Source organism: Acinetobacter sp. CIP 102529, from assembly GCF_000368325.1.
In the GTDB taxonomy this organism is placed as follows: domain Bacteria; phylum Pseudomonadota; class Gammaproteobacteria; order Pseudomonadales; family Moraxellaceae; genus Acinetobacter; species Acinetobacter parvus.
The window spans coordinates 1,656,122-1,668,355 of the sequence record NZ_KB849355.1; the positions used below are offsets into that span (position 1 = coordinate 1,656,122).

Genomic DNA, 12,234 nt, shown 5'->3' on the forward strand with positions numbered 1-12,234 from the left:
AGATCAACCTACACGGTAGTTTGGTGCTTCTTTAGTGATCGTCACATCATGCACATGCGATTCCGACATACCTGCTGAAGTAATTTTCACAAATTTCGCATTTTGACGAAGATCTTCAATCACAGATGAACCTGTATAGCCCATAGAAGAACGCAAACCACCCATCATTTGATGGATGATATTTCCCATTGGACCTTTGTATGGAACACGACCTTCGATGCCTTCTGGGACCAACTTTTCAGCACCTGCTTTAGAGTCTTGGAAATAACGGTCAGCAGAACCTGTTGCTCCCGCCATTGCACCCAATGAACCCATACCACGATACGCTTTATAGTAACGACCTTGGAAGAATTCCACTTCACCTGGCGCTTCTTCAGTACCTGCAAGGAGTGAACCGACCATAATCGTGCTCGCACCTGCGCCAATCGCTTTCGCCATATCGCCAGAGAAACGAATACCGCCATCTGCGATCAATGGAATTTGATCTTTTAATGCATTGGCAACGCTATCAATTGCCGAAATTTGCGGCATACCGATACCTGCCACAATACGAGTGGTACAGATCGAACCAGGGCCAATACCCACTTTAACGGCATCTGCACCTGCATCTAACAATGCTAAAGCTGCATCACCTGTTGCAATGTTTCCACCAATCACTTGAACTTGAGGATAATTTGCCTTTACCCAACGTACACGTTCAATCACACCCGCTGAATGACCGTGTGCCGTATCTACGACAATCACATCTACACCCGCATCGACCAATGCTTCCACACGGCTTGGTGTTTCTACGCCTGTACCAACTGCGGCACCAACACGTAAACGACCAAGGTCATCTTTACAGCTGCTTGGATAGCTTTCCGCTTTACGGAAGTCAGTAACTGTAATCAAACCTTTGAGTTCATTGTGTTCACCAACAACTAGAACTTTTTCAATACGATGCTTTTGTAGCAATGCTTGAATATTTTCTTTCGACTCACCTTCACGAACAGTCACTAAACGGTCTTGACCCGTCATGATGTTGCTGACGGGTTGTTCAAGATTGGTTTCAAAACGAGTATCACGGCCTGTGACAATACCCACAACTTTGCCATCTTTTACAACAGGTACACCGCTAATATTATTCGCTTGGGTAATTGCAATAAGTTCACGTACTGTCGTTTCAGGCGTTACTGTGATTGGGTCTTTCACCATTCCAGCTTCGAATTTTTTTACACGGCGTACTTCCGCAGCTTGTGCAGCGATATCCATGTTTTTATGCAAAATACCAATACCGCCATTTTGCGCCATTGCAATCGCCATACGAGACTCAGTCACTGTATCCATTGCAGCAGAAACGAGAGGGATATTAAGTTGAATTCCGCGAGTTAAACGTGTCTTTAAGGAGACATCTTTTGGGAGAACAGTTGAGTAGGCAGGAAGTAATAAGACATCATCGAAGGTCAAGGCTTCTTGAACGATGGTCAGCATAACAATCTCACTGGTAATTTCCGTGAGCTATTATAAACAAATTTTGCCGTGATTTTCATTTTCTATGATGAAAATAATTTATAGGCACTGACTATCCCTGTCCTGCCTTAAAAAATTCTAACTGATCTCGGCTGGAATACTGAACACATATTCATTCATCAGGTCCACCCCGCATTCAAGTCCCTCAATCCAGTCCAGAAACTGGTTGATCATCTCTTTTCCAACAAATGCAGTCCCGTGTTGCGGCACGATCATATCAATATCCATTTGACGAACCATATTCACCCACAAACGAATGACCTTGTTGGAACACATATAACGCTGATGGAAGCCTTTCATCTTCTTGATATGAGCTTCAAAATCGGTAATCGGCTGGTTGGCATCATCAACAATTGAGGCGCCCATATCCCCTGAAAAAAGAATTTTGGCGACTGGATCATAAAACTGGAAGTTGCCTACCGAATGCAGGAAATGGGCTGGAATGGCAACAATCGCAGACTCACCCAATGCAATCACCTGACCTGTATCAGGTAGCTCAATCAGTCGTTCCTCCCAGTCTCCTTTCATGCGGTCGCTCATAAATGCAGAGTTTAAGTGCGGTAAAAAGCGTGCCCATAGCTTGGATGCCACCACCTTGGCATCAGTGTAGACCAGCCAGCGCGGCATTGAGGTAATAATGTCAGGATCTTGATGCGATGCCATAACATAGTCCAGGTTTTTCAGTTTAGTATAGCGGTTTAACTCCATGGTTAAGGGCACATAGGTCAAGTCTCCCCCTGGATCAAGCACTGCGGCGCGGTCATGGTCAATAATCAGGAACTGGTTGGCCTGAATGCCCTCACCTTTCACTAAACTGGTAAAACTAATGCATTTATGTGTGCCATTATCAAATAGTATTTGCGATGTAGTCCGCTCAAAGCTCATAACAACCCCAGAAAAAACCTTTAGATATGAAATATTTTAATTCCATAACAAAATAATGGGGTTTAGCCCATGTTTCAATCTAATATTGGACTTTTATCGTAATTTATAAGAAAAAACCCATAACAAGGTATGGGTCCTGTTTATATGCCTGGGAATGGGTACTAGAAATAATAATGCTGCACCAATGCCGAAATACCCACAACAAGGAAGATCGCGGCACCAATTTTATGAATCAATGAGATGGGGAGCTTATCTGCCAGTTTGTCGCCAATAAATACTGCTGGCGCATTGGCAATCATCATCCCTACCGTTGTTCCACACATCACCCAAAACACACTGTCAAAACGTGCCGCAAGGGCAACCGTGGCAATCTGGGTTTTATCACCAATTTCTGCCAGAAAAAACAGGATAAAGGTGGCACCAAACACACCAAATCTCTGCCATTTATTGATGCTTTCAGTTTCATCACCCAGTTCATCTGGGATCAGCATCCAGATCGCCATGCCAATAAAACCAAGCGCAAGAATCCACAATAGAATTTCAGGACTCAATACTGTAGTGATCCATTGTCCCAACACAGCCGAAAGACCATGATTAATGGTGGTGGCCAGTAAAATGGCAATTAAGATGGGAATCGGTTTACGGAAACGCGCCGCAAGCAGCAATGCCAGCAGTTGGGTCTTGTCACCCATTTCAGCAAGGGCAACAACTGAGGTGGAGATGAGAAATTCATACATGGTTGAATGCTCTGGCTAGCAAAATATACCGATGACCTATCCCTCCTGCTAGCCAAAATCAAATGGATTGATTGCAGAGTGATAAATCAAAGGTCTTGCCAACAAAAGCACAGCTGAAAAGCTGTTTTTGGTTCTTTGCTATGATGACCATGTTCTGTTGAACAATTATGTTGATCATCACCTCTCTACTTTGCGTAAAGAGCGGCTACTCCCCAATGAAGTGGTTTTATTTTACCAAAGAATTAAATCGTTTTAAATCGCTAGACTCAAAATTTTTGGTAAGTCCAAATTAGCATACGGACGATGCCCAGTAAAAAGGCCAAATAGACACTGAGGCCAAGAAAACCAAAGCTGCCCCAGCCACTTGCGCCACCCACATGCTGTGCCTGATATTCCATTGCCATGACCATCGTCGCCACCAGCATTTCCAACCCCATAACCACATACATCACCCAATTCCATGGAAAATGCAGGAAGCTGACCCACAACCCCATCAGGACAAAAACGATGAGTAGCAATGGCAGCATCACCCGATAAATCACCAACATCCTTGCACCAATTCTAAAAAAGTGTTTTGAATAATGAATTTTTATTTTATCGCAATTACCAAATAAATGATCATCATAAAAAGAAAACCCCGCTTAGGCGAGGTATTCTCAATTTAAAAATCTTTACAGCAACAAACTTCGAATATCCTTTAACAGTTTGGTCAATTTATTAGTAAAACGCGCCGCATCCGCACCATTAATCACCCGATGGTCATAGGACAGTGACAAAGGTAACATCAAACGAGGATCAAAGTCTTTGCCATTCCACACAGGCTGCATGGTTGCAGGTGAGATACCCAGAATTGCCACTTGCGGCCAGTTCACCAATGGCGTAAACGCTGTTCCACCAATACTGCCCAGACTGGTAATGGTAAAGTTGGCCCCTTGCAAATCTTTCGGTGATAACTTACGATCACGCGCTTTTTGACTTAGCTCAGCCAATTCCATCGCGATTTGCTTAATGGATTTCTGGTCAGGATTACGCAATACAGGAACGGTCAATCCATCAGGGGTTGCCACCGCAATGCCCATATGAATTTCGTTACGCAGCAGCACCGACTTCTGGTCATCTGCCAAGTGCCCAGCAAAATAAGGCTCCTCTTTCAGCAAATGGGCAACCGCTTTGGCAATAAAGGCCAGGATGGTCAAGCTAATGCCCTGCTTTTTAAAGCCGTCTTTAAGTTCGCCGCGCCATGCTTCCAGTTCAGTAATATCCGCCAAGTCAAACTGTGTCACTTGAGGGATGAAGTTATTTAATGACAATTGCGGCACAGACACCTGCTGCAAGCGTGTCATTGCCTTTACTTCACCACCGCCAAAGGCACTAAAATCTGGTAATGCTGGTAAACCAGCAGTGACTGCTGCCGCTTGGGATGAGGACGCAGCCTGTGGCACGGTGAGTCGTGTTTTCACATAGGCAAACACATCTTCTTTCATCACACGGCCATGCTCACCCGAAGCTTTTACCTGAGCAAGCACCACTCCCAGTTCACGCGCCAGTTTACGCACGGCGGGGCCTGCATAGACTTTGGCATTATCTGCTTCCTGTGCCTTGGTCAGTTTCTCTGTCTGCACAGGAGTGGCTGGTGTCGATGCTGTCGGTTGCGGCTTCGCTGTGGCTTTACTTTCTGCTGGAACCACAGCCTTAGGCTTTGCTGGGACAACCTCCTCGCCACTCACCTCAATGATTGCCAGCGCCATGCCCTGACGGACTTCCTGATTCGGTGACACATGGATGGCTTTAACAATACCCGCAGATGGGCTTGGCACCTCAACCGAGGCCTTATCAGACTCAACCACACACAGGCTTTGCTGTGCTTCGACATGGTCACCCACATTCACCAGAATTTCTGAAACCAATGCCTTTTCCACACCCAGATCAGGCACGGTAATTTCTAGCTCACCTGTTTCTGTACTGGATGAGTCAGTTTCCTGCGTTTTATCTGGTTTGGCCTCTGGTTCAGATGGCGTATCGGTGTGTGTAGTCTTGACCTGAATCAATACCACACCCTCCTTAACGCTGTCGCCCTCCTTGATCTGGACCGCCTCAACAATACCAGCAACTGTACTGGGTACTTCCACTGTAGCTTTGTCCGACTCAACCACCACAATGCTCTGTTCAGGTTCAATCTGATCACCGACTTTCACCAGCACTTCCGCAACCAGCGCCTTTTCCACGCCAATATCTGGAACTTTCACATCAAGCACTTGGCTGGAAGCTGCTGCCTGAGTAGTTTCAACTGCTGGCTTAGCTTCTGGTTCTGCTTCCACCACAGGCTTTTGTTCTGCTTTTGCTGCATCGGACTCTGGCTTATCCTGCGCAGGTGATTCAGCAGTTTGAGATTCATCTTCCAGCTCGATCAGTGCCACGCCTTCTGTCACCTCATCACCTTGCTGAACCAAAATATTTTTGACGATGCCTGCCTTGGTACTTGGCACTTCGACCGTTGCCTTGTCGGACTCCAGCACCAAAAGGCTGTCATCGACCGCAACATGATCACCGACTTTCACCAGAATTTCCGCAACCAGCGCCTTATCTACGCCAATATCAGGTGTTTGGATTTGCATAATCAGTTCCCCTCACCTGCTTGATATTCATGATATTCAGCCACCGCCTGCACCTGAGGATGCTCTTGCGGTGCCCATGCCACTGGACGATCTGTATCCAGCTCAAATGATGAAATCGCATCCTTGACCAGACGGTTTTCCACCTCACCTTCATCTGCCAGTTTCTTCAGGGTTGCTACCACGATATGGGCCGCATCTACACCGAAATAACTACGCAGGTTGCCACGGGTATCCGAACGGCCATAACCATCGGTACCCAAAGTCACGTATGGACGGTTGTCTGGTAGATAGCCACGGATTTGCTCGCTGTAGGCACGCATATGGTCTGTCGCAGAAACCACAATACCATCAGTATGGCGTAACTGTTTTGATACCCATGACTCTTGTGCTGTCTCTGTCAGTGGATGTAGACGGTTATATTCATCACATGCCATCCCATCACGCGCCAGCTCATTAAAACTGGTGACACTCCACACATTGGAATGAATTTGATATTCATCACGCAAAATTTTCGCGGCTTTAATCACTTCACGCAGAATCACACCTGAACCGAGCAATTGAACAGTTGCCTGCTCATCTTTCTCTAATAAATACATGCCGCGTTTAATGCCCTCTTCAACCCCTGCTGGCATTTCAGGATGCTCATAGTTTTCATTCATCACCGTAAGATAATAGAACACCCGCTCCTGATCCTGATACATGCGTTTCAGGCCATCATGCACAATCACCGCAAGCTCATAACCAAAGCAGGGATCATAGGCAACACAGTTTGGAATGGTACTCGCCAGAATATGAGAATGGCCATCCTGATGCTGCAGGCCCTCACCGTTCAGTGTGGTACGGCCAGCGGTTGCGCCAAGCAGGAAGCCCTGTGCCTGTGCATCACCCGCTGCCCATGCAATGTCACCAATGCGCTGGAAACCAAACATGGAGTAGTACATATACATTGGAATCATCGGCAGGTTATTGGTTGAATAACTGGTGCCCAATGCCGCCCATGCGCTCATTGCACCCGCCTCGTTAATGCCTTCCTGTAGCATGTGCCCATCTTTGGCCTCACGGTAGTTCATGAGTTGCTCATTGTCTTCGGGCGTATATTTCTGTCCGTGTGCCGCATAAATGCCCAGTTGACGGAACATCCCCTCCAGACCAAAGGTACGTGCCTCATCGGGTACGATCGGCACCACATGGTCCTTGATGGCCTTTTCCTTCAATAATGCCGAGATCAGGCGCACCATCAGCATGGTGGTGGACTGCTGCTTCTCACCACTGCCTTTCAATACAGCATCAAAAATGGAAAGCTCTGGAATTGGCAGGGAGGTGCTGTTCTTACGGCGCGCAGGCAGGTAACCCCCCAACGCCTCACGACGCGCTTTCATATATTTCAGTTCAGGCGAGTTTTCCGCTGGGCGATAGAATGGCAGCTCTTCAAGCTGCTCATCATTGATCGGCAAATTGAAACGGTCACGTACATACTTCAATGAATCAAGCTGCATTTTCTTGATCTGGTGGGTTTTATTGACCGCCTCGACTTCATCGGACAAACCATAGCCTTTAACTGTCTTGGCTAAAATAACGGTTGGCTGTCCCTTGCTCTTGGTTGCCTCCGCATAGGCGGCATAGACCTTGTATGGATCATGTCCACCACGGTTGAGTGCATCAATATCTTCATCACTGAGATTCTTGACCAGTTCAGCCGCTTCTAGATATTTGCCAAAGAAGTTTTCACGGGCATAGGCACCACCTTTCACCTGATAGCGCTGGTAATCGCCATCCACTGCTTCTTCCATGCGTGCCTTTAATGCCCCTGAACTGTCTTGGGCAAGTAACGGGTCCCAGTGGCGACCCCAGACCACCTTAATCACACGCCAGCCTGCACCACGGAAAATAGATTCCAGTTCCTGAATAATCTTGCCATTGCCCCGCACTGGTCCATCCAGACGCTGCAAGTTACAGTTCACCACCCAAACCAAATTATCCAGCTTCTCACGACCTGCCAGTGAAATGGCACCCAGGCTTTCAGGCTCATCCATTTCTCCATCACCCAGATAAGCCCAAACCTTGCGGTCTTCTTCCTTGATCAGGCCACGATTCATCAGGTATTTTTGAATGTGTGCCTGATAGATCGACATAATGGGGCCAAGCCCCATCGACACCGTTGGGAACTGCCAATAGTCAGGCATCAGGTAGGGATGCGGATAACTTGGGAGACCATTACCCCCCACTTCACGGCGGAAATTATTGAGTTGTTCTTCAGTTAAACGGCCTTCCAGAAAAGAACGCGCGTAGATACCAGGTGCACAATGGCCCTGATAATAAATCATGTCACCGCCGAAATTATCCGAGGCGGCACGGAAGAAATGGTTAAAGCCCACATCATACAAGGTGGCGGAGGATGCGAAGCTGGCAAGATGCCCACCGAGGTCATCCCCCGTTTTATTGGCACGCAACACCATCGCCAGGGCATTCCAGCGAATCAGGGCGCGAATACGGCGCTCCATGTCCTGGTCACCTGGCATCGCAGGTTGCTCTTCAACTGAAATGGTGTTGAGGTAAGGTGTATTGAGACGTTGGATTGGAACATGTTTTGCAATTGCCCGTTGATATAGTTTTTCTAGTAAGAAAGCGGCGCGTTCCGTGCCCATATGTTGTAGTACTGAATCAAATGCTTCTTGCCATTCCTGGGTTTCCTGCGCGTCAGAGTCGCCATAAAACGCCATACAATTCACCTTTTCCCTTAAGTCATTTTGTCGGTACTATTTCTATCATGTTTTACTTTGATAAGGGTATTGCCCCAGATGAATATAAAACTCCTTATTATTTTCTTACTAAATAGTCATTGACCTAATTCAAACAAAAATAAAAAAAATCGCCAATAAAGGCGATTTTTCAGAGTATTTATATACAACTATTAACAAATTAAATTACGGTAACATTGCAAGATAGGTTGATGGATTTTTACGTTGACCATCCTTAACCACTTCAAAATGTAAATGTGGTCCTGTACAACGGCCTGTACAACCGACATTGGCAATATGCTCACCTGCATTGATACGGTCGCCTGCATTCACCAATAGGCGTGATGCATGGGCATAGCGAGTGATATAGCCATTGCCATGATCAATTTCAACATATTGCCCATAACCTGTACCCCAACCCGATTTGGTTACCACACCTGCACCTGTAGAGTAGATTGGTGTACCTGATGGTGCCGATAAATCAACACCTGAATGATGACGGGTTGAACCCAGTAAGGTTCGGGTTCCCCAAGTGGAACTCACACGTCCTTCCTGTAATGGATGGCTCACCATCCACGAATAACCTGTGTTTGCAGAGAATGTCGGTGCATTGTCCTGAGGGGAGATTGCTGAACGACCATACTTCTTCTCTATGGTTGCGTTGTTTAGTTCAATGGTTTTTTCACGTAGTTTAACAGACACGTTCGAAATGGCTGGCAGATCCAGATCATCTGGATGAGTATATGAACCCTGTGCCAAGGTTTGCGACAACTGTTCTAAACGGTCACCCTCTGTTGCCTGGGTGATATTCTGGTAGTCTGCAAAAGCAACTGAAGCAGCTGAAGCAGCCAATGAAAATGCGAGTAAAATACGACGCGTATGATGCATAAAAAACCTCTTGAAACCGTCCTTTAAAAGTCCCTTTATCATCTGTTCCTTGATCAGAGTCGAACTAAACGCTTAAGATGGACACACAACCTCCGAGGAAGTTTACATGTCTGAACCTAGCAACGTTTTTCAACAGAAAGGACAACACATAAAAACTGGAAACTTAACGTTTCTAACGACGCAAGTTACCCAATGGAAACAACTTACCAAAATTATTCAACCCTTGCTGCCCCAACCAGAGCAATGGCAGGTTGTTTGTTATCAACATGGTGTCTTGACCATAACTGGTGAAAATCAAGCGATGATTAGTCAACTCAGCTATTTACAAAGCAACTACGTTGCGCAGTTAGCTCAATTAGAAAGCCTCAGGGAATTACGAAAAATTCAAGTTCGCCTAAGAAACAAAATGAATGTTCTTCGTGAACCTCCTCGACTATCTAAAACACTTTCTTCAGAAACCCAAGAGCAGTTACGCAGCGCCGCTGAATATGTGAGCGATGCTAAGCTTAGCCAAGCTTTACTACGTTTGGCAAGCAATAAAAAGTAAATCGCTTATCTTAAACATTGCAATACAAATCTGCTGATGTGACAAAAATCTCAGTTTACATTGATACAATATAATGTTACCAAGAAAAGACAATGACTTATATCACACTCACATAAGGAATCGGACAGTCATTCTCGTTATTAAATGTTACAATTTCATAGCAGTCTGGATCATTCTGAACATTGCGCAACAACTGGTTATTCAGCGCATGCCCTGATTTATAACCATCAAACTTGGCAATCACCTGATGTCCCAGCAGATACAGATCACCAACTGCATCCAGAATTTTATGCCTTACAAACTCATCTGCAAAACGCAGTCCTTCTTCATTGACCACGCCTGTATCATCAACGCCAATGGCATTTTCCAGGCTAGCACCAAGTGCCAGATTGTTGGCTTTCAAGTAATCCAGGTCTTTCATAAAACCAAAGGTTCTTGCCTCACTCACTTCATAAACAAATGTTTCCGTTGAGAAATCAATGGTGGCCGACTGGTATTCCTTGGCAAAAGCAGGATGGTCAAAATCAATAGTGAAATTCAGCTGAAAACCTGCATGGGGGGTAAAGATCGCACGCTTATCATCAAGCAATGCCTCAACAGGTTTTAAAATGCGAATAAACTTTTTGGCGGCATCTTGCTCGGCAAGTTCACCCTGCATGAGCAAATAAATAAATGGTCCCGCACTTCCATCCATGATGGGTACTTCAGAGGCAGACACCTCAACAATCAGGTTGTCGATGCCAAGCCCTGCTATCGCACTCATGACATGCTCAATGGTTCCCACTTTAATGTCTTCACGGACAAGGTTGGAACACATGAATGCTTCCTGGATCAGCAAGGCATTTGCAGGGATGTCAACAGGTGGGTTCAGGTCAATGCGGCGAAAGACAATGCCTCCATCAATATGGTGTGGAACAAAATTGATCAGCACTTTTTGACCACTGTGCAGACCAATACCGCTCGCTTTCACCACACGTTTAAGAGTACGTTGTTTCACCATGCCATGCTAACTTCATTTGCAAAAACCGCTATAACTTAGCATATTTTGCCATTTTTAAAAAATAAAAAAGGGAGCAATTATTTGCCCCCTTTCTCTAAACATATGATTTTATTATTTACGCTGTTGATTTTTCAGATAGTCTTGAATACTCATTGGTGATGACCTTGGTGTAGAACTTGGCGCTACTGTCGCAGGCGCCTCTACATTTGCACGCTTACTGATCGCAGGTACATCATCTTCATCCACAGGTTGTTGGGTTTGAGCGATTGTTGTTGGCGTATGAGTGACTGTACGTTTTTTGGGTTCGGTATCATTCGCATTACGTGTCAAACCTGTTGCAATTACAGTCACACGCAGTTCATCACGCGCATCAGGATCAAACACTGTACCATAGAAAATTTCACCTTCATCCAAATCAACAATCTGGTTGACTACTTCTGAAATAATGTCAATTTCGCGTCCAGTAATATCTTCGCCACCTGTGATATTCACCAAGGCACCTTTTGCATTGGTGAGGTTCACATTATCAAGCAACGGACTACGGATAGCCTGTTCAGCCGCCTGACGAGCACGATCTTCACCACGTCCTGTACCCGACCCCATCATTGCGTAACCGCGAGTACTCATAGCTGTTTTCAGATCAGCGAAGTCGAGATTCATATGACCATGGTTCACTACAAGATCAAAAATACTCCGTACCGCATTAAGTAATACATCATCTGCCTTTTTATAGGCATCTTTCATTGAAATATCACCATAAACGCTCAGTAAGCGTTGGTTTGGAATAATAATCAATGAATCAACATGCACTTCTAAAGCTTCAATACCTTTTTCTGCTAACTTTTGGCGGCGACGACCTTCAAAATTAAACGGGGTCGTTACAACACCAACTGTCAGAATCCCCATTTCTTTGGCGACCTCTGCAACCACTGGAGCGGCACCTGTACCCGTACCGCCACCCATACCAGCGGTGACAAAGACCATATCGGTACCTTCAAGGTGCTGGCGAATCACTTCACGACTCTCTTCACCAGAAATTTGCCCCATCTCTGGTTTACCACCACAACCTAAACCACGTGTACTTTGTTCACCAATCTGAATTTTAAAAGGTGCATTCATGCTATCCAGTGCCTGTTTATCTGTATTGGCACAGACAAACTTTACACCCTGAATGTCAGACTGCACCATGTGCTGGACAGCATTACCACCACCACCGCCAACCCCAAATACTGTGAAACGGGCTTGACCGTTGTCATCGTCTAGTTCATCTTCTATAAATTCAAATGAGGCCATGACCTTTAGATTTCCTAATATA

10 protein-coding genes and 1 riboswitch are annotated in these 12,234 nt (G+C 45.7%); of the genes, 1 reads left to right on the forward strand and 9 read right to left on the reverse strand.

Annotated features, from left to right (window positions below; genetic code table 11):
• Window positions 1–3 precede the first annotated feature (3 nt).
• The 7 genes from guaB to F972_RS13340 all read right to left on the reverse strand — a co-directional run bounded on the left by guaB (window position 4) and on the right by F972_RS13340 (window position 9,372).
• Window positions 4–1,470, reverse strand: coding sequence for an IMP dehydrogenase (gene guaB / locus F972_RS13310; protein ID WP_004756912.1), 1,467 nt, complete (start codon window positions 1,468–1,470; stop codon window positions 4–6).
• Window positions 1,471–1,587: 117 nt separating this feature from the next.
• Window positions 1,588–2,394 carry an oxygen-binding di-iron domain-containing protein gene (locus tag F972_RS13315; RefSeq protein ID WP_004679002.1) on the reverse strand — a complete coding sequence of 269 codons (807 nt, stop codon included), beginning with the start codon at window positions 2,392–2,394 and terminating at the stop codon, window positions 1,588–1,590.
• A 161-nt stretch (window positions 2,395–2,555) separates the two neighbouring features.
• Window positions 2,556–3,131: a TMEM165/GDT1 family protein gene (locus F972_RS13320; protein ID WP_004683535.1), complete on the reverse strand. Its 576-nt coding sequence runs from the start codon at window positions 3,129–3,131 to the stop codon at window positions 2,556–2,558.
• Between the two features lie 85 nt (window positions 3,132–3,216).
• Window positions 3,217–3,357: riboswitch (yybP-ykoY riboswitch) on the reverse strand.
• 40 nt (window positions 3,358–3,397) lie between these two features.
• Window positions 3,398–3,679, reverse strand: coding sequence for a hypothetical protein (locus tag F972_RS13325; protein ID WP_010589234.1), 282 nt, complete (start codon window positions 3,677–3,679; stop codon window positions 3,398–3,400).
• A 123-nt stretch (window positions 3,680–3,802) separates the two neighbouring features.
• A complete protein-coding gene (locus F972_RS13330) occupies window positions 3,803–5,746 on the reverse strand; it encodes a 2-oxo acid dehydrogenase subunit E2 (protein WP_004683538.1) in 1,944 nt (647 codons plus the stop codon).
• Between the two features lie 2 nt (window positions 5,747–5,748).
• Window positions 5,749–8,466 carry a pyruvate dehydrogenase (acetyl-transferring), homodimeric type gene (gene aceE, locus F972_RS13335; protein ID WP_004683539.1) on the reverse strand — a complete coding sequence of 906 codons (2,718 nt, stop codon included), beginning with the start codon at window positions 8,464–8,466 and terminating at the stop codon, window positions 5,749–5,751.
• A gap of 204 nt (window positions 8,467–8,670) precedes the next feature.
• On the reverse strand, window positions 8,671–9,372 hold the full coding sequence (locus F972_RS13340; RefSeq protein ID WP_004683540.1) for a M23 family metallopeptidase: 702 nt from the start codon (window positions 9,370–9,372) through the stop codon (window positions 8,671–8,673).
• A gap of 106 nt (window positions 9,373–9,478) precedes the next feature.
• Here F972_RS13340 and F972_RS13345 point away from each other — a divergent pair, with 106 nt between their 5' ends.
• The gene (locus F972_RS13345) at window positions 9,479–9,919 is read left to right on the forward strand and encodes a hypothetical protein (RefSeq protein WP_004683542.1); all 441 of its coding nucleotides are present in this window, start codon (window positions 9,479–9,481) and stop codon (window positions 9,917–9,919) included.
• Between the two features lie 97 nt (window positions 9,920–10,016).
• On the opposite strand, the gene lpxC is transcribed toward F972_RS13345, so the two are convergent.
• Window positions 10,017–10,919 (reverse strand): UDP-3-O-acyl-N-acetylglucosamine deacetylase, encoded by a 903-nt coding sequence (gene lpxC, locus F972_RS13350; protein ID WP_004679015.1) that lies wholly within the window; start codon window positions 10,917–10,919, stop codon window positions 10,017–10,019.
• Between the two features lie 111 nt (window positions 10,920–11,030).
• Complete coding sequence (ftsZ, locus tag F972_RS13355; RefSeq protein WP_004683544.1) at window positions 11,031–12,212, reverse strand: cell division protein FtsZ; 1,182 nt, start codon at window positions 12,210–12,212, stop codon at window positions 11,031–11,033.
• Window positions 12,213–12,234: the final 22 nt, after the last annotated feature.

What these genes read in the sequence shown, in the direction of transcription:
- F972_RS13330 (WP_004683538.1), bottom strand. Translation starts at nt 5,746, where the DNA reads ATGCAAATCCAAACACCTGATATTGGCGTAGATAAGGCGCTGGTTGCG.
- guaB (WP_004756912.1), bottom strand. Translation starts at nt 1,470, where the DNA reads ATGCTGACCATCGTTCAAGAAGCCTTGACCTTCGATGATGTCTTATTA.
- aceE (WP_004683539.1), bottom strand. Translation starts at nt 8,466, where the DNA reads ATGGCGTTTTATGGCGACTCTGACGCGCAGGAAACCCAGGAATGGCAA.
- F972_RS13325 (WP_010589234.1), bottom strand. Translation starts at nt 3,679, where the DNA reads ATGTTGGTGATTTATCGGGTGATGCTGCCATTGCTACTCATCGTTTTT.
- F972_RS13320 (WP_004683535.1), bottom strand. Translation starts at nt 3,131, where the DNA reads ATGTATGAATTTCTCATCTCCACCTCAGTTGTTGCCCTTGCTGAAATG.
- F972_RS13315 (WP_004679002.1), bottom strand. Translation starts at nt 2,394, where the DNA reads ATGAGCTTTGAGCGGACTACATCGCAAATACTATTTGATAATGGCACA.
- F972_RS13340 (WP_004683540.1), bottom strand. Translation starts at nt 9,372, where the DNA reads ATGCATCATACGCGTCGTATTTTACTCGCATTTTCATTGGCTGCTTCA.
- F972_RS13345 (WP_004683542.1), top strand. Translation starts at nt 9,479, where the DNA reads ATGTCTGAACCTAGCAACGTTTTTCAACAGAAAGGACAACACATAAAA.
- ftsZ (WP_004683544.1), bottom strand. Translation starts at nt 12,212, where the DNA reads ATGGCCTCATTTGAATTTATAGAAGATGAACTAGACGATGACAACGGT.
- lpxC (WP_004679015.1), bottom strand. Translation starts at nt 10,919, where the DNA reads ATGGTGAAACAACGTACTCTTAAACGTGTGGTGAAAGCGAGCGGTATT.